The organism is Candidatus Poriferisodalis sp. (assembly GCF_965237655.1).
In the GTDB taxonomy this organism is placed as follows: Bacteria; Actinomycetota; Acidimicrobiia; order Acidimicrobiales; family Poriferisodalaceae; genus Poriferisodalis.
Map to the genome: position 1 here is coordinate 1,092,619 of NZ_CBDEGB010000002.1, position 17,537 is coordinate 1,110,155.

Below are 17,537 nucleotides of genomic sequence, written 5' to 3' on the forward strand. Positions count from 1 at the left end.
ATTTGCCGCCTGTGGCGGCATTCTTGCGCAAAGTCGGGATGTGCCGGTGGGGATGAGATGCCCGAAGGACTCATGACACATCCGTTGCCGACTCTGCCACTGCCCCCGAACCGGCCCCGCCGCGTCGCATTCGCGGGCACCCCGAATGACGCCGTGCCCGCATTGGGGTCGCTCGCTGAGGCCGGCTTCGACATTCCCGTCGTTGTGACCGGCGCGCCACGCCGGCGCAGCCGACGCGGACATGACACCCCGAGCCCCGTTGCCGCCGCAGCGGAACAGCGAGGCCTATCGATCAGCCACGACCCAGCCGACCTCGCAGCCTGTGATGCCGACTGCGCGGTGGTCGTCGCCTATGGCCGGCTGATCGGCGCTGACTTGCTGTCCCAGGTCCCGATGCTCAACCTGCACTTCTCGCTGTTGCCGCGCTGGCGTGGCGCAGCCCCTGTGGAGCGTGCACTCCTGGCCGGCGACGAAGTCACCGGCGTCTGTTTGATGGCACTGGAAGAAACGCTGGACACCGGTCCCGTCTACTGGCGCCATGAAGTCCCGATCAGCTCAACCGACACTGCTGCCAGCCTTCGCAGCCGACTCTCGCACGAGGGAGCCGAGCGCCTCGTGACATCCCTCAACGACGGTCTCGGCACAGCCGAACCGCAGCAGGGCGAGCCCACGTACGCCCGAAAGCTCAGCCGTGCCGACCGAGAGATCGATTGGTCCCAGCCCGCAACGCACATCGACCGCCAGATCCGGGTGGGTGGCGCGTGGACCATGCTCAACGGCCAACGATTCATCGTTCGTGGAGGCACCCCGTTGTCGCTGACGCACGATGCGCCGCCGGGAACGCTTCAGAGCGACGCCGTGGTCACCGGACACGGCATTGTGCGCCTCAACGTCGTACAGCCCGCGGGCCGCCCAGCTGCCGAGGCCCAGGCATGGCTGAACGGCGCCCGACTGCCATCCGGCACCCGCTTCGGCTGACCTCGCGCCTAGCGTGACTAGATGCGGATCGGGCTGATCTCGGACACCCACATCCCCGAGGCTGCGCCGGAGCTCTGGCCAGGGGCGTATGCAGCCATGGAGGGGTGCGATGCCATCCTGCACGCCGGCGACATCTACGACATATCGGTCGTCGACCGGCTCAACGAGATTGCACCGACCTGGGCCGCTCGGGGCAACGGCGACGACGGCTCGTCGGGCCGCGACATCCAGCCTGACCATCGGTTGTTGGCAAATGCCTGGGCGCACACCTTCGACGGCGTGCGGGTCGGCCTCACCCATCACCTGCCCGTGCCGGAGCTGTCCTTCTACACCGTGGCCGACGCCATCGAGCGGCACTTCGGCGGCGAGCAACTCGATGTGTGCGTGTACGGCGACACGCATGTTCACCGCATCGACACGCTGTCGGGCGTGCTGTGCGTGAATCCCGGATCGCCGACGTTCCCTCGCAACCTCAGCGCCCAGCTCGGCACCATTGGATATCTCGACATTGCTGACGGCGTGGCCACGCCGTCGCTGTGGCAGCTCACACCCGATGGGCTCGAACCCACCGAGTCCTGGGATCGCAAGATCTGAGGCTGCTGCTGGATGCGTCGGGGACACCCTGGCCGGACGCCGCCAGCACTCCGCTCGCTCAGCCGGACGCGATGATGCGGCTCCTGCGTCCTGTCGTCAGCCAGTCCATGCCGTCGCGGACGTATTCGCCGGCCACATCGCGGGGCGGGCTGTAATCCCACGACATCGTTCCGCCGGCCTGCGCCGCCGCGCTCAGAACCCGCCGGGCTCGCTGCGACGCCAGCACCTGCTCGCGGAGCGCGCTGGCGTCCCAGCGCTGCGCGGTCTCGGCGGCGAACGCCGCCGCTGCTTCGGCGTGATCAGCGTCGGCCGCCAAGTTGGTTCGCTCAAGCGGGTCCGCCGCGACGTCGTAGAGCAGGGCCGGGTCACCCTCGCAGTGGATGTACTTGTAGCGGCCTCTGCGGATCATGAACATCGGCTGGGTGGTCAGGACTGCCGTGTACTCACCGATGGCCTCGTCGGCGTCATCGTGGCCGCCTGATGCAAGCTCCCACAGGCTGCGACCTGCTGAGTCCGGCCTCGTCTCTGGGCTCAACTCGGGCCATCCGGCGCCGTCTGTCGCAACGTCCAGAATGGTCGGGAGCAGGTCAACCAACGAGCACACGTTCGGGATCGCGCAGTTGGCGACGCCCGGCCCTGCCACCACCAATGGAACTCGAGCTGCGCGCTCGAAGAACGACATCTTGAAGAAAGCCCCCCGGTCGCCGAGCATGTCGCCGTGATCGCTGAGGGCGATCACGATTGTGTCGTCGGCGCGCCCAGTCTCCTCAAGCGCCCGCACGAGTCGCCCTAACCAGGAGTCGAAGTAGCTCGTGTTGGCGTAGTAGCCGTGCCGCGCATTGCGGCATTGCTCATCGGTGTGCCCAGGCGTGTCGGATCCGATGCCGTGACGGATGCGCCGGGTGTGCGCATCGATCTCATGGTCGGCAATCGGCTCCGGCAGGTCGATGTCGTCGGGGTCGTACAGGGTCCACCATTCCGGCCGGGCCTCGTAGGGGTCGTGGGGGTGGGTGAACGACGCGACGAGGAAGAACGGACGCTCGTCGCTGGGTTGGCGGGCGAGGTCGTACAGGTGCCGGACGGCGGCGAATCCGGCTTCTTCGTCGAAGTCGTGCTGGTAGTTGGTCAGCACCGGTCCCGCCTCCGACAGGCTTGCCATGTTGTACCAATGGCTCAACGGTGCAGCGTCAGCGTCCCAGTTGGGCGTCAACGCGAAGCCCGAGGGGTAGATGTCGGTGGTCAGACGCTCTTCGAATCCGTGGAGCTGGTCGGGCCCGATGAAGTGCATCTTCCCCGCCAGCGTCGTGCGGTAGCCCAGCAGACGCAGGTAGTGCGTCAGCGTCGGCACCGATGCCGCGAACTCCGACGCGTTGTCCCACGCACCGATCGCTGTGGCCGGCTGCCCGGACAGCATCGAGAACCGCGAAGGCGCGCAGAGGGGAAAGTTGCAGTAGGCGGCGTCAAAACGCACTCCGCGTTCGACAAGAGCGTTCATGGCGGGGGTCTGCACCAGCGGATGCCCGTATGCATCTGTGAAGTGGGGCGCCAGCTGGTCGGCCATCACCAAGAGGATGTTCGGCTTCGTCATTGAGCGGAACCTAACCACCAAGTCCGGCTGCGCTGACCACGGTGAACGTCGTTCGGCTTCCGAACCGTTTCGTCGGCGAATGCCCGGCGGGGCGTCGCCGCCTACAGTGCCGCGCGCAACCCGTTCGCTACGACACAGGGGGAACAGCAGTGGCCGACGACCCAGCAGTCGACAAGGACGCATGGCTGGCAGCCACCGTCGAGCAGCCCATCGATCCCGACACCGAGATCGTTGACCCGCACCATCACCTCTGGGACTTCCCGGCGGGCACGTACCTCGTGCCTGAACTGCACGCCGACACCGGTGCGGGCCACAACGTCACCCAGACGGTGTTTGTGGAGTGCATGGCTGGCTACTACACCAGCGGGCCCGAGCACATGCGGCCGGTGGGCGAGACCGAGTTCGTCGCAGAGCAGGCCGCCATATCGGCCGATGCCGACGGGGCAACCATCTCGGCGATCGTCAGCTTCGCCGACCTGACGCTCGGCAACGCCGTCGAGGAGGTGCTCGCAGCGCACGACGAGGCCGGCGAGGGCCTGTTTCGGGGCATCCGTCACGCCAACGGCTGGGACGCAAGCGACCAGATCCGCGAGAGCCACACCAAGGCTCCGCCCGGCCTGCTCGGAGCTCCGGATTTCCGGGCCGGATTCGCCACGCTGGGCCGGATGGGATTCAGCTTCGATGGCTGGATGTTCCATCCGCAAGTGACCGAACTCGTCGACCTCGCTCATGCTGTGCCCGATACACCCGTCGTGCTCGACCACCTCGGCGGCCCGCTGGGCATCGGCCCCTACACCGACCGCCGTGATGAGGTGCGCGCCGTCGTGCGGCCAGCGCTCGAAGCGCTTGCCAGGCACCCCCAGGTCACCGTCAAGGTGGGTGGCATTGGCATGAGCATCTATGGCGTGGGCTTCAAGCGACTCCCTCAGGCACCTTCCTCGGAGCACGTCGCAGCAACCTGGAGCGACGACATCCGACACGCAATCGAGACCTTCGGCCCCGACCGCTGCATGTTCGAGAGCAACTTCCCAGTGGACAAGCAGGGCTGCTCGTACACGGTGCTGTTCAACGCCTTCCAGCGCATCTGCGATCAGGCCGGCTATACGAAGTCAGAACGCGCCGACCTCTTCGCCGGTACCGCTCGCCGCTTCTACCGCGTCGACCCGCTGAGCTAAGTCAGCGAGCTAGGTCAACGAGCTAGGTCAGCCCGAGCCCCTCGTGGGGCAGCGTCGCCCACTGGGTGTCGTCGTGCCCGTAGAGCAGGCGGCACCCCTCGTCGTCGCGCAGCGACTTCAGTCGCCGCATTGATTCCAGCTGCATGTCGTGGTTGAAGCCGAACGGCGGCAGCAGCATTCGATCGAGTACGTCTTCCCAGTAGACGCAGTCTCCGGTCAGCACCACCGGACCGCTGTCCAGCTCCACTCGCAATGACTGGTGACCCGCCGTGTGTCCCGGTGTCGGGATGCACGTCACCGAGCCGTCGCCGAACACGTCGTGCTCGCCGTCGACAAGCAGCACGTCGTGGCCCAGGTCGAAATCTTCGGGCTTGTACACCTCGTGCTCGATGAGCTTGGGGTGATGTCCGGCCTCCCACTCGGCCCGCTGGCAGATCAGCCGTGCATTCGGCAGCAGTTCCGTGCCGCCGCAATGGTCGAAATGCAGGTGACTGAAGATCACGAACGTCAACCCGGCCGGATCGACTTCGACCCCCTCCAGCCGGGACGAGACCTCCTCGCCCGCCGAGTAGTCGGCCGTGAAGGCCTTTGCCATCAATGGGTAGCGGGTGCCTACGCCGTCCTGCACCTGCGGGTGCATGCCGGTGTCGAACACCAGCGTCTGACCGCTGGAATGGCGCACCAGCCAGCTCGGGATAGGCAGCCGCACCTCACCGGGCGCATCCGCGATCACCGAGGCGGTAGCGGTGGACAGCCAGCCGCATTCAAGAGGGACGAGGGACAGTCCGGCCATGTTCGTGCTCCTTGGGGTCGACTCGAGTAGCAGTGCCTACTTTCTCAGGTGGCGAGGCCTCCGTGCAGCGGGCGGTGGCCGGGGAACTCCGCATCGCGCTTGTCGAGCTGGGAACGGAAGGCCTCGCCCATGTCGTCGGTATCGAACATCGCAGCGTTCCATGTGGCGATGTACTCCAGACCGTCAGCCACGGAGTGGTCGCGGCTGTAGTTCATGGTCTGCTTGGTGCCCCAGACCGCCATCGGGCTCTTGGCGGCGATCTGTGCAGCGATCTCGTGGACGGCTTCCATCATGGAGGCGTGGTCGTCGTAGACGGCGTTGACAAAGCCTCGGTCCAAGGCTTCCTCAGCGCCCATGCGACGTCCCGTGTAGGCCAGCTCCCGCACTACGCCTTCGGGCACCAGCTTCGGCATCCGCTGCAACGTGCCCACATCGGCGGTCATGCCGATGTTGATCTCCTGGATGACGAAGAACGCATCGCTGGTCGCGTAGCGCAGGTCGCAGGCCGAGATGTCGTCGATGATGCCGGGCAACTCCGTCCAGAATTCGGCGATCATGGAGTTGGCCCGCTCTGGGCGCTTCATCGTGAGGCGAGCGATGCGGTCGCGTACTTCCACGTCGAAGCAGGTGTAGCCCGTGCTGTTGTAGCCAGTGTCGCCCATCGCGCATCCCTCTTGTGGAGCGTTGGATCGCCCTAGTCAAGAGCGCCTGCTGCCTCGATGGGCAACTCGGACCGGGTTGGTCGCAGGCGCAGCGCTACTGTCGCCCGCGATGACGGTCGAGTCGTTCGATGAACGGGACACGGAACCCAACGCACAGCCTGTGATGGACCCGGTGATGGACCCCGTGATGGACGCAGCTGCTGAGGCGCCGCTCGCCGGCACCCGTGTCGTCGAGATGACCATGTACGTGCAAGGACCTGTCGGGGGCCTCACGCTGGCATCGCTCGGCGCGGATGTCGTCAAGATCGAGCAGGTCGGCCAGGCCGACTACATGCGCAGCTTCGCAAGCGTGTTCGGGGTGAGCTTTGACGATCGGGGCCGAGAATGGCTGTACGGCTCGCTCAACCGCAACAAGCGGTCGCTGGCACTCGACATCGCGTCGGCCGCGGGACGCCCGGTCTTCGAGCGCCTGATCGGCGAGGCCGATGCGTTCATCACCAACCTGCGGACTGCCGGCCTCGCCCGCTACGGCGCCGACCCCGACACCCTGCTCAAGCTCAACCCGCAGCTGGTCTATTGCCGAGGCGGCGGGTTCGGGCTTCGAGGCGAGCTGGCCGAAGATCTGTGCCAGGACACGGTTGGCATGGCGCACGCCGGCTTCATGGACGCGATCTCGCCGACCGAAGTGCCGACATATCCGCCGGGCTCGCTGAGCGACATCCTGACCGGCACCAACATGGCTTCGGCGGTGATGGCCGGGTTGCTCAAATGTGCGCGCACCGGTCGGGGCTGCGTGGTGGGCACGTCCCAGACACAGGCGCTGCTGTGGCTGGCCAGCCAGGCCGTAGGCGTTGCCGCGAACGTGGGACAGCGCATGGACCGCTTCGACCCTGGAAGGGCTTGGAACCCGCTCTTCACGGTCTATGAGACGGTCGATGGCTGGATTGCGATCGCTGCTCTGCAAGGACCGCACTGGGAAGGGCTTGCGAGAGCTGTCGGCATCGAGTCGTGGCTGGAAGACCCGCGGTTCGCCACTTTCGAGGACGTTGTGCGCAACCGCGCCGAGTTCGCACCCCTGTTCGCCGCTCACATGAGGACTGGCACTACCAAGGCGTGGTGGCGGGCGATCCGGGGCTGCGGGGCGTGGGTGTCGCCGGTGAATCGCGTGGAGGACCTCGCGGACAACCCCGACATCTTGGCCAACGAGTACCTCGTGACCTTCGACGACGGCTTTATTGGACCGACGGCGGTATTCGACGTCGATGAGTTCCGCGGCGCGCGAGGCGGAACCGCCGACTACGGCGAGCACACCGACGAGATCCTCGCCGAGCTGGGCTACGACGACGAGCAGATTCTCGAACTCAAGGCAGCCAGCGCCATCTGGTGACGGCTGGCGCCCGGGCCGGCTCTCGCAGCCAGTTGCGGAGAACTTGGCGCTAGAGCATCACGCCGAACAGCAGCGCCGTCAGGCCGCACAGCAGCGAGACGCCGGCGCCGATGCCTCGCTTCGCGACGTTGTCGCCTGCGTTCTGATGCACCAGCGCGCCGACGCCCGAGATGAGCACCAGCAGCATCTTGATGCCCAGCAGCATCGCCCAGCCGGAACTTGTCTCTTCGCTCGGAATGGCGAGCATCGACCACAGCCCCGTCGCCACCGCCACGCCGAACGCGGGCCAGGCGACTCGGGAGAACGCCTTTGCAGCGATCTTGCCTGATCCGGGAAATGCGCGGCTGACGACGGGCACGACCGCGCCGACGACGATCTGACCGCCGATCCACACGGTCACGGCCAGCACGTGCAGGACGATGCGAACGGTGTCCAGATCAAAAGCGACTTCACGGACTTCGTTCATTGGAGTCTCGATTCTGGGTCAGGTCTGGGGCGGGTCCCGTCGCGTGAATACCACGAATGGACGGAGCGAAGGTGTCAGGGCTGGCTTTTCAGGCCTGGCTTGTCAGGACTGGGCTTCGAGCAACTCTGCCATGTTGTCGGCGAAGAAACGGTCGAGCACGCGGTCATGAACCCCTCGAGTGACGAGTTGAAGCGACCCAGCGGATTCCGGCCGCCCTCGATATGGGGGTAGTCGCTGGAGAACAGGTACAGGTTCGCGTTGGAGTCGCGGATCATGGCGCCGACATCCTCGAATGGGTACGGCGTGAACGCCATCTGCCGGGTGATCTGTTCCGACGGCGCCTCACCCAACGCAGCAAGATCCGGCTCGGATCGCTTCCAGATCTCGACAACCTGATCGAGCCGGCGCAGCATCTGGGGCACCCAGCCGGCGCCGAGTTCGATGACCCCGCCGCGCAGGTTCGGATGGCGGGCCAGCACACCGTCAAGCACCATCACGCCGACGAAGGTCTCCGCGGCGTGATGCAGGGCGACCATGTCCTTGCCGCGTACGTTCTCGCCGCCGCCACGCCAATCGGTCGGTACCGGGCGGCCCGTATCCATCCACTCTCGGCGGATTTGCAGCGGCTCCCCGCCCACGTGCAGCACAAACGGCACTCCTGCCTCGGCCATCTGCGCCCAGACAGGATCATGATCTGAGTGCCCAGGCGACGCGCCGCCTGCGGGCCGGTGGGGAATCCACATCGCACCCAGTCCCAGCTCGAGCGCGTGGGTCATTTCGGCAGCCGCCATCTGCGGATCGTCCAGCGGCAGCAGTGCCACGCCGACCAGTCGGTCATCGCCTGCACAGAACTCAGCCATGCCCCGGTTGTGTGCCAGGGCGGCTCCGTAGCGCACGTCGAGGTCTGACCGGGGATCGAAGGCCACGCCGACGCTGAACGTGGCGAAGACGAACTGCCGGGCAAAACCGAGCAGATCCAGCGCCGTGGACCGTTCGCCGGAGTTGAAGGCACCCAGTGCCTGGTATCCCTTCGGCCCAGCGATGAGGTCGTCTCCGAGAGCGATCAGCTCTTCTACGGTCTCGGGCGGGTGGGCACGGGCTTGCACCGCCAATTCCATGTCGTCGGTGAGGCGGCCGCCGTTGGCAAAGTCAATTTCGGGGATGCGATCCCGAATGCCCGGATCCGCATGAGCCCGCAGGAAGTCCGGCAGCTCCATGAGGTGGCTGTCGGCGTCGAGATAGGTCCGATTGCGCGCGTAGGCCATGGATGCAGGTTGGTGACGGGGGCGGGGTGAGTCGCTGGGCCGATCAATGCGCTGGACGTCGCATTCAACGCCACGCCCAAATGACCGTCGGTAGCCTGCCGCGATGGCCGGTTCGCGTGTGGGGCATCATCAAGCCCAGGATCATCCCGATCCATCGCCGGGGCTTGCGGCGAAGGTGCTGACGGTCTCCGACGGTGTGATCGCCGGCACTCGCGAGGACCGCAGCGGCGAAGCACTCGGCGACGTGCTGGGGGCCGCGGGATACGAGGTGGTCGAACGCCGTGTCGTTGCCGACGGCGTCGAGACGGTGGCCGAAGCGCTGCGGTCCATGACCGGTGGCTTCGAAGGCCTCATCGTCACCACCGGCGGCACCGGCTTCACCGAGCGAGATCTCACTCCTGAAGGGACCCGCGCCGTCATCGAGCGCGAAGCGCCCGGCCTGGCCGAGGCCATGCGGCTGGTGAACCCCCTGGGCCGCCTGTCGCGTGGCGTCGCGGGCATTGTCGGTCATGCGATCGTGCTGAACACGCCCGGCTCCACAAAGGGTTGCGTGGAGTGCTTCGAGGCAGTGGCCGATGTGTTGCCGCACGCGTTGGCGCTGCTGGCTGGCGAACGGCTTCACTGATGTGCCCGGACGACCCGGCTCCTCGCAGCGAGCCGGCGAACCCGGCGACGGAGGCTGACGCTGCACAGATGGCGCACGCCGTCGAGCTGGGCGAGAGCGTCCGGGGCACGACAGCGCCGAATCCGTGGGTGGGCGCCGTGCTCGTCACCGCGAGCGGCGAAGCGTTTGGCGGGGCGACCGAGCCGCCCCCGCGACGACACGCCGAGATCGTCGCGCTCAATGCGGCGCTCGCGGCGGGCACGGATCTGGCCGCTTCCACGCTGTACACGACGTTGGAACCCTGCTCGCACACCGGCCGCACACCGCCGTGCGTCGAAGCCATCATCAACGCCGGAATCGGCCGCATCTGTATCGGCGTCGCCGATCCCGATGCGCAGGTGTCAGGCCGGGGAACGCTTGCGCTCCGGTCCGCAGGAATCGAGGTCATCGAAGGCTTCGGCGATGTCGAGGCCTCGCTCGGTCCCTACCTGCATCAGCGCCGCACCGGCAGGCCCTGGGTGGTACTCAAGCTGGCCACCACCCTCGACGGCCGCATCGGCGCACCCGACGGGACGTCGCAATGGATTACCTCGGTCGAAGCCCGTGCCGATGCCCATGCGCTGCGTGCGCGCTGCGATGCGGTGCTGGTGGGCGCCGGCACCGTGCGTGCAGACAACCCGTCGCTGACCGTCCGCGACGCGCCGGGGACTGACCCGCGCCGCTTCGTGCTCGGCTTAGCGCCGGCCGGCGCAAACGTGCATCCCTGCACCGAAGTGAGCGGGCCGCTGCCCAGAGTGCTGAGGGATCTGGCCGCCGAAGGCGTCGTCGAGCTGCTGGTGGAGGGCGGTGCCCACGTCGCGGGGGAGTTTCACCGGTCTGGCTTGGTCGACGAATACGTCGTGTATCTCGCGCCTGCGCTCGCGGGCGGCGACGACGGGCTGCCGTTGCTGGCGGGGCCAGGTGCATCCACGATCGGCGAGTTCTGGCGTGGCCACATCGCTGAGGTCCGCCACGTGGGAGCCGACCTACGCCTCACCGTGCACCCAGTTGGGCACCCCGCTGCGAGCCTCGGTGGGCCACTCACCGGTATCGTCAGCCCCGATCGGCGCCCCAGCACGGGGCGCTGAAGGGACCAGCGATGTACACCGGAATCGTCGAGGAACTCGGCAGCCTCGCCGGCAGCAATGGTGAGCGATACCGATTCAATGCGGCGGTCGTGCTCGCTGACAGCGCCATCGACGACTCGATCGCTGTGAATGGCTGCTGCCTCACCGTCGTCGCAATGGGGGATGGCTGGTGGGAGGCCGACGTCACCGCCGAGACGGCACGTCGCACAGCGCTCGGCTCGCTGGCAGCGGGCGATTCAGTGAACCTCGAGCGCGCGATGCGCTACGCAGACCGGCTCGGCGGTCACATCGTGCAGGGTCATGTGGACGGTGTGGCAACGATCACCCGACCTGGCCCTGACCTGCGCGTCGCTGTGGGTTCCGACGGGGGATTGCGCCGATACCTGGTGGAGAAGGGGTCGGTCACACTCGACGGCGTCAGCCTCACCTGCTTCGACATCGACGACGACGACACCGGCGGATGCCAGTTCTCGGTGGCACTCATCCCGCACACGATGGCGATGACCACCATCGGCACCGCGCAGCCTGGCGATCCCGTCAACCTTGAGGTCGACGTCCTCGCTCGTTACGTCGAGCGTCTGCTCGGGCAGAATGGCTCCGGAACCAACGATGACTGAGTCCGGCATGACCGATCACAACACAGCCGAAGGGGCACCCGCCCAATCGCCGTTCGCTGCCATTCCCGATGCGATCGCAGCTATCGGACGCGGCGAGATCGTCGTGGTCGTCGACGACGAGGACCGTGAGAACGAGGGCGACCTCATCATGGCGGCTGAGCACGCCACGCAAGAGGCGATGGCGTTCTTCGTCCGTTACACATCGGGTGTCATCTGCGCTCCTTTGATGGGGGAACGACTCGACGAGCTGGCATTGCCGCTGATGGTGACCGTCAACACCGAGTCGATGCGCACTGCCTACACGGTCACCGTGGATGCAGCCGAAGGCACCACGACCGGAATCTCAGCGGGAGACCGGGCACGAACCCTGAGCCTGTTGGCCGACCCGAAGTCCAGCGCCAATGACTTCAACCGGCCTGGCCACGTGCTGCCGCTGCGCTATCGCCCTGGTGGCGTGCTCAAGCGGGCCGGACACACAGAAGCAGCGGTGGACCTTGCCCGGCTGGCGGGGTGCCATCCCGCCGGGGTGCTCTGCGAGGTGGTCAACGACGACGGGTCGATGGCTCGCCTGCCGGATCTCGTCGAGTTCAGCGATCAACACGGGTTGCTCCTCATTTCCATCGCCGACCTCATCCGCTACCGGCGCGCCAACGAGCGCCTCGTGGATCCGATCGCGCAAGCCCGCATCCCCACCATCTACGGCGAGTTCATGGGGCACGTCTTCCGCGACTTCGACGACACCGAGCACCTGGCGCTCACCTACGGGGTCGTCATGGGCTCCGAGCCGGTGCTGGTGCGTGTCCACAGCGAATGCCTGACCGGCGACATCCTGGCCTCGATGCGCTGCGATTGCGGGGCACAGCTGCACGGTAGCCTGGAGGCCATCGCCGAGTCGGGCGCCGGCGTACTCGTGTACCTGCGCGGCCACGAGGGCCGCGGCATCGGCATCGGTCACAAGATCGCTGCGTATTCGCTGCAGGACCTGGGTCGCGACACCGTCGACGCCAACCTGGAGCTGGGCCTGCCGGTGGACAGCCGGGAATACGGCATCGGGGCGCAAATCCTGGCGGAGCTTGGCGTGCATCGGATGCGCCTCATGACGAACAACCCGAACAAGATCGGCGGTCTGTCCGGCTACGGACTCGAAATCGTCGAGCGGGTGCCGACCACGGCGCCAGCCAACCCCCACAACCATGCCTACCTGCGCACGAAGAAGATGCGCATGGGCCACCTCATGGACGACGAAGCCCAGGACGCGGCCGAGAGCGACCTCGAAGCAGCACCCCCGCTCGCCGACTGATGCCCGGTCTTGTCTGCGAGCGGCGGCCCAGGACCCCAAGCTCGAAGCAGATCCGCGGCACATGACGGGCGTGACCGTCTCTACGTCCGCCTCGCTCTGCTGTCAGATCATGATCCCTCGGCACCGACCACGAAGACGTGGCTGTGTCCGGCGTCGTCCTGACCGGAGTTGAAGAGGATTCGCTGACCGTCTGGCGACCAATCCGGGTTGATCTCGTGGCCCTCCATCCGCGTGATCTCCGTCACCTGACCGGTGCCAATATCAAGGATGGCAATATTCGATTCATCCGGGACGGCGCGATCCTCCCGTGTTTCGTAGAGGCTGAATGCCAAACGGGTGCCGTCCGGTGACCACGACAGCTTGCTGTCGGTGTTGTATGGCAGGCGGCCCGAGCGGTTGAGTTCGGGAGGCAATGTCCTCATATTGGTTCCGTCGGCATTCATGACCGCCAGTGGTCCGACCCACTCGAAGGCAATCAGCGAACCGTCAGGAGACCAGGCCGGGTTCGACCCCCCACCGAAGTCCCGGGTCAGCTCGACTGGATTCCGTCCATCGGAGTCCATGCTCATGATGAACCAATCGTTGTCTTCCCAACTATGGCGACCGAATGCCAGCTTGCGACCATCAGGCGACCAAGTCGGATTGTCGTCCTCAACCGCACCGCTGGTCAATTGGACCGGGTTCGATCCGTCACTGATGACCGTGTAGATGTGGCTCCGGTAAGGATCGGTGCCCTGGGAAGGATCCGTGCTCGTCCACCCGCTGAACGCGATCTTAGAGCCATCCGGTGACCACGCGGGATTGCCAGATGAGACACCGACCATGCTGAACAGCAGTCGCGCATTGGTGCCGTCGCGGTCGGCTACCACCAGCGCGCTTCCGTTGTTGTAGACAATTTGCCGGCAATCGGGCGACCAGTCTGCTTCGCTAGCGAATGGGCTCTCGAGCAGTTGCACCGGCGCATCAGTGGGTGTGCCCCCGCACGGACCCACGGCTGCATCATCGGCTACCGACTCGCCGCTGGAGGTGTCGCTTCGGGTCCGGTAAGCGTCAATGGCCGACTTGGCGACGGCCGCCTCGCCGCCGAACACGAGAAGCTGAGCAGCACCGTCGCCAGCTGAGCGTCGCACCGTGTCGAGGTAGGCGGCGGTGCTCTGAGGCACGTCGCCAGGATTCGTGAGTACCAGTGCCGCGCATCGGCGAGCGAGCAGTGGTGCTGCGCTGAACGAGTCGAAAGGCACGCGCGCCCGGGCCAGTCCGACCCTGGCTTGAGCGAAGCAACTGCCGCTCGATTGCCCAGCCGCATAGGCAGCCGTCTGCGTTGCCGTCTCGAACCGCGATGCTCCGGCAATGCGATCTGTCGAGATACCCAATCTGCCGATTGCGTTTTCTACCGCTTGAGACAGTGCTGCGGGCCCGCCCATGAGCACGACACGCTCGATGCGCTCGCGCACGAGGTAATCCGCAACGGCGGCGTGCAGCTCCGCACCGGGAGTCAGCAGCACCGGATGGCCGCCATGTGCAGACAGCGGACCCGCAACCAGCGCGTCAGCGAACACTTCGCCGCTGGCGATGATCGCGGTCTTGGCGCCGCTCAGCGCGCCGACAGCACCGAGCCGTTCTGCCACCGCGACTCCGGTGTGGTACCGGTCGTTGCCGCCGATGCGCTCGACGGCGATTTCAGCCTGGCGCAGCCGGTCGTCAATTGCCTCAGTGATCGTGCGCGCCGACCCGGTGCCGCTGCTCACCAGCAGCACCTTCGACGCGCCGACGCGATCCAGGAACTCCAGCGCGTCGCTCCGCACTGCATCCGGAGGTGTCATCAGCACGGGGGCTTCGAGACGCCCCGCCACCGACGCAGCCACAACAGCCTCGTGCCAGCTCAGGCCCGACACCATGACAACCCACTCCAATTCACCGTCGGCATCTGCCGCGACTGCCTCAGCGATGAGCAGCGATGTGGCGTAGCGGTCCGCTCCGCCGTAGCGCACGAGTTCTATGTCGGCAAGGCCGGACTCTCCCGACTGCGCAGCAGCGCTGGAAACCGGCATCAGCGCGGCGGCACCGAGAACGAGGAGGGCAGGCACCACACCCACCCAGCGTCGAGATCTTGTTTGTGGGATCACGCGGCCCATCTCCGATTGTTCGTTTTGGCGGTGCGGATCGCTATTCGACCTCGTTGCTGATTGCCGATGCCGTTGCGGCTGCGGCTGGCGGGTCCGTGGAGCAGGTCGTGCTGGTGTCCGGCGAGCGCTGGACCGACGCTGTGGTTGCTGCCCCAGTGGCTGGCGCACTGGGCGCGCCCGTGCTGATGACACCGCCCTTCGAACTGCGAGACGATGCAGCGGCGTTCCTTCAGCGGATCGGGGCGACCCGCGCGCTGGTGCTGGGCCCAGAGGCAGGCGGAGGCGGGCACGGCCCTGGGCGGGGTGTGAGTGCAACTGTCCTGAGTGCGCTTGCCGATGCCGGTGTGTCGGCCGAACGGATCGCAGGCTCGGACCGTTTCGGTACGTCAGTGGCTGCCGCACGGCAGATCGTGGCCGGTGAAATGCCGGGACTGGGCCGCACCGCGATCGTCGCGAGCGGCGATGTGTTTGCCGATGCGCTGGTGGCAGGCCCGTTCGCTGCCCGCGGCAACCATCCGGTGCTGCTGAGCTCGCCGGATGAGCTGCACGCCGACGTGGTCCGCTACCTGTCCGGGGCCGGAATGGAGCACTTGGTCATCGTGGGGGGCACGGCGGCGCTCGGCGACGCCATCGAGGCCGCGATCATCGACATGGGCATGTCGGTGACTCGCGTGGCCGGCACCGATCGCTACGACACCGCTGTCAAGGCGGCGGAACTCGTGACCGACCGATACAGCGATGCCGCCGGGAAGCCATGCTTCACGTCCAGCACCGTGGGCATCACACGGGCGCGCGTGCCGTTCGATTCGTTCAGCGCGGCGCCGCTGCTGGGGGAGCTGTGTGCCCCGCTCCTGCTCGTCGACCCGGAGCGGATTCCCGCCGGCACGGCTGCATATCTCGACGCGGCACGCACCGCTCACGGCACGGTCGATCTGCGTGTGTTCGGCGGCAACGCAGCCGTCTCCCAGACGGCTCTTGACGACTACTTGGCCGGGAAGCACCTCGGATCCGAGCAAGACCTCGAGGAGACAGAAGACACCGACGACGCTGCGCCGGCTGCTTACCCGACATTCGACGGGCCGCGCAGTGATCAGACGCTCCTTACCGTTGCGCGGGGGCGAACCTGCATGGTGCGCCTCGACGCCACCGTGACGTGCTGGGGCGCCGAGGGCCGGCGCGAACGGCTGACCACCGCATCGCTCACCGACGTCGTTGCGCTGAGTTCGTCCGATCACACCGGTTACTTAGCGCTGCATGCCTGCGCGGTGCATGCGGACGGGACGGTCTCGTGCTGGGGCGACGGATCCGAAGGACAGCTTGCACTGGGAGGCGCCGGCAACCGCTACGTGCCGGTGAAGATCCCGAGAATCGACGACGCTGCCGATGTTGCTTTGAGCATCGAGACCACCTGCGTGCTGCACGGCGATGGCGGAGTGTCGTGCTGGGGCGCGAATCGCCAGGGCGGAGTCGGCCATCGTGACACGCTCCACAACCAGTACACGCCGGCACGCGTGCCGAATCTCGACGACGCCGTTGCCATTTCCGCCGGCCCAACCTTCTTCTGCGTCATTCATCGCGACAGCGGCGTGTCGTGCTGGGGCGGTTCGTTCTTCGATTCCCCGCAGCGCGTCAGGGGACTGAGCCAGGTGTCGTCGCTGTCAGTCGCCGACGATCGAGCCTGCGCGGCCACTACAGGCGGCGAGGTGTTCTGCTGGTACCTGCGAGGAGGACGCCCAGGGCCAAGCGTCAAGGGTCTCCACGATGTGCTGTCGGTGTCGGCGGGCAGCACGAGTACGTGCGTGGTGCATCGTGACGGCGGGGTGTCGTGCTGGGGCGACAACGAAGTCGGGCAGCTCGGCCACGGCACGAGGACCTCCCGGACCACGCCGAAGCGCCTCATCGGCATCTCCGACGCCGTCGAGGTGGGCATCAGCCTCGGCTCGACGCCGATCCCCGCTCACGCGTGCGCCCTGCGCCGCAACGGCCGCGTGTCGTGCTGGGGCGACAACAGCGTCTCCCAGTTGGGCGACGGCACTACCACGCAGCGCACGAGCCCGAGGCTCGCAATGCAGTTCTCCCCGATACCGGCTGACGAGGCCCCGGTCACCGCGCTTGAGGTCCTGCACTCATGGATGGACGAGGAGTCACAGCGGTGGCATGGCGACTATCCATGGCTGAAGATCGCATGGGACCACATCCGTGACCAGGTGAACGTGTCCGCGTCGGGTGCTGGGGGCCTCGTGTGGCGCTCGTGCGACAACTGGCACGAGCGCGGCTGTGAGGTCGTCGGCATGACCATGTCCCAGCTCAGCCTCGGCGGTGTCGTCCATGAGCTCTTGCACGTGTACGACATCGAGGCTGGCCTCGCGCCTCCTGAGGCGTGGGGTGCTGTGCAGCTGTACTTCGCCACCAAGTATCCGGACTGCTACGCGCGCGGTCGATTCCCTGGGGGCGAGGTCCTAGCGGACACCGTGACTCACCTCATGGTGCCGCACGCCTGGCTGACGTACTACGAATCCGGCGGCTGCCCGTCGCTGCCGGATCAACCGTCAACTGACGATGAGCAGGTGGTGCTCGCAGGCTTGGCCGGCAAGGTTCCCGAGTGGTACGCGCAGAACATCACGAGCAGCGATGAGTTCTGGGCTGCCTGGCGGCAGGCGCCTTCGCTGCGGAGTCTCGGGAACCTGGCGCCCGAATTCGGCGGGCTCTGCTCCGACGACTGGGTCACGTACCCGCTCGAGCCCGAACGGTTCCCGCCCGCCGACGCCAACCCGTTCCGCGACGCCGGCTGCTGATGCCTCAGCACCGGTGGGCTGCGCTCAGGGGACGATCTTGGAGATCGGCATCTCGCCCGG

The 17,537-nt window shown here is 66.7% G+C and carries 15 protein-coding genes; 9 read left to right on the forward strand and 6 right to left on the reverse strand.

Translation table 11 applies throughout. The features are described from left to right. Positions 1-72 precede the first annotated feature (72 nt). Both ACPXYO_RS13210 and ACPXYO_RS13215 read left to right on the forward strand, forming a co-directional pair. Positions 73-978 carry a methionyl-tRNA formyltransferase gene (locus ACPXYO_RS13210; RefSeq protein WP_423921271.1) on the forward strand — a complete coding sequence of 302 codons (906 nt, stop codon included), beginning with the start codon at positions 73-75 and terminating at the stop codon, positions 976-978. 21 nt (positions 979-999) lie between these two features. Further along, positions 1,000-1,572 carry a YfcE family phosphodiesterase gene (locus tag ACPXYO_RS13215; protein WP_423921273.1) on the forward strand — a complete coding sequence of 191 codons (573 nt, stop codon included), beginning with the start codon at positions 1,000-1,002 and terminating at the stop codon, positions 1,570-1,572. A gap of 58 nt (positions 1,573-1,630) precedes the next feature. Here the strand turns inward: ACPXYO_RS13215 and betC are convergent, their stop codons facing one another. Then, positions 1,631-3,160, reverse strand: coding sequence for a choline-sulfatase (gene betC / locus ACPXYO_RS13220; protein ID WP_423921276.1), 1,530 nt, complete (start codon positions 3,158-3,160; stop codon positions 1,631-1,633). A gap of 149 nt (positions 3,161-3,309) precedes the next feature. On the opposite strand from betC, the gene ACPXYO_RS13225 reads away from it, so the two are divergent. Continuing rightward, a complete protein-coding gene (locus ACPXYO_RS13225; protein ID WP_423921278.1) occupies positions 3,310-4,335 on the forward strand; it encodes an amidohydrolase family protein in 1,026 nt (341 codons plus the stop codon). A 22-nt stretch (positions 4,336-4,357) separates the two neighbouring features. Here the strand turns inward: ACPXYO_RS13225 and ACPXYO_RS13230 are convergent, their stop codons facing one another. Together ACPXYO_RS13230 and ACPXYO_RS13235 are read right to left on the reverse strand one after the other, a co-directional pair. Then, positions 4,358-5,128: an N-acyl homoserine lactonase family protein gene (locus ACPXYO_RS13230; RefSeq protein WP_423921281.1), complete on the reverse strand. Its 771-nt coding sequence runs from the start codon at positions 5,126-5,128 to the stop codon at positions 4,358-4,360. Positions 5,129-5,172: 44 nt separating this feature from the next. After that, the gene (locus ACPXYO_RS13235; protein WP_423921284.1) at positions 5,173-5,790 is read right to left on the reverse strand and encodes an enoyl-CoA hydratase-related protein; all 618 of its coding nucleotides are present in this window, start codon (positions 5,788-5,790) and stop codon (positions 5,173-5,175) included. 109 nt (positions 5,791-5,899) lie between these two features. Here ACPXYO_RS13235 and ACPXYO_RS13240 point away from each other — a divergent pair, with 109 nt between their 5' ends. Beyond that, positions 5,900-7,177, forward strand: coding sequence for a CaiB/BaiF CoA transferase family protein (locus tag ACPXYO_RS13240; protein WP_423921287.1), 1,278 nt, complete (start codon positions 5,900-5,902; stop codon positions 7,175-7,177). A 49-nt stretch (positions 7,178-7,226) separates the two neighbouring features. On the opposite strand, the gene ACPXYO_RS13245 is transcribed toward ACPXYO_RS13240, so the two are convergent. Together ACPXYO_RS13245 and ACPXYO_RS13250 are read right to left on the reverse strand one after the other, a co-directional pair. Next, on the reverse strand, positions 7,227-7,643 hold the full coding sequence (locus tag ACPXYO_RS13245) for a hypothetical protein (protein ID WP_423921290.1): 417 nt from the start codon (positions 7,641-7,643) through the stop codon (positions 7,227-7,229). A gap of 74 nt (positions 7,644-7,717) precedes the next feature. Then, positions 7,718-8,908 carry an amidohydrolase family protein gene (locus tag ACPXYO_RS13250; protein ID WP_423921292.1) on the reverse strand — a complete coding sequence of 397 codons (1,191 nt, stop codon included), beginning with the start codon at positions 8,906-8,908 and terminating at the stop codon, positions 7,718-7,720. Positions 8,909-9,011: 103 nt separating this feature from the next. Here ACPXYO_RS13250 and ACPXYO_RS13255 point away from each other — a divergent pair, with 103 nt between their 5' ends. The 4 genes from ACPXYO_RS13255 to ACPXYO_RS13270 all read left to right on the forward strand — a co-directional run bounded on the left by ACPXYO_RS13255 (position 9,012) and on the right by ACPXYO_RS13270 (position 12,556). Next, positions 9,012-9,533 (forward strand): MogA/MoaB family molybdenum cofactor biosynthesis protein, encoded by a 522-nt coding sequence (locus ACPXYO_RS13255; RefSeq protein ID WP_423921295.1) that lies wholly within the window; start codon positions 9,012-9,014, stop codon positions 9,531-9,533. A 68-nt stretch (positions 9,534-9,601) separates the two neighbouring features. Further along, positions 9,602-10,639, forward strand: a complete 1,038-nt coding sequence (gene ribD, locus ACPXYO_RS13260; RefSeq protein WP_423921298.1) for a bifunctional diaminohydroxyphosphoribosylaminopyrimidine deaminase/5-amino-6-(5-phosphoribosylamino)uracil reductase RibD — start codon at positions 9,602-9,604, stop codon at positions 10,637-10,639. Between the two features lie 11 nt (positions 10,640-10,650). Next, positions 10,651-11,256 carry a riboflavin synthase gene (locus ACPXYO_RS13265; RefSeq protein ID WP_423921301.1) on the forward strand — a complete coding sequence of 202 codons (606 nt, stop codon included), beginning with the start codon at positions 10,651-10,653 and terminating at the stop codon, positions 11,254-11,256. After that, positions 11,249-12,556 carry a bifunctional 3,4-dihydroxy-2-butanone-4-phosphate synthase/GTP cyclohydrolase II gene (locus ACPXYO_RS13270; protein WP_423921304.1) on the forward strand — a complete coding sequence of 436 codons (1,308 nt, stop codon included), beginning with the start codon at positions 11,249-11,251 and terminating at the stop codon, positions 12,554-12,556. The genes ACPXYO_RS13265 and ACPXYO_RS13270 overlap by 8 nt, the downstream gene beginning before the upstream one ends. A 107-nt stretch (positions 12,557-12,663) precedes the next feature. Here ACPXYO_RS13270 and ACPXYO_RS13275 read toward each other — a convergent pair whose 3' ends face one another. After that, positions 12,664-14,643, reverse strand: a complete 1,980-nt coding sequence (locus tag ACPXYO_RS13275; RefSeq protein WP_423921307.1) for a cell wall-binding repeat-containing protein — start codon at positions 14,641-14,643, stop codon at positions 12,664-12,666. A 29-nt stretch (positions 14,644-14,672) separates the two neighbouring features. Between ACPXYO_RS13275 and ACPXYO_RS13280 the strand changes: the two genes are divergently transcribed. Then, complete coding sequence (locus tag ACPXYO_RS13280) at positions 14,673-17,477, forward strand: cell wall-binding repeat-containing protein (protein ID WP_423923858.1); 2,805 nt, start codon at positions 14,673-14,675, stop codon at positions 17,475-17,477. Positions 17,478-17,537 lie beyond the last annotated feature (60 nt).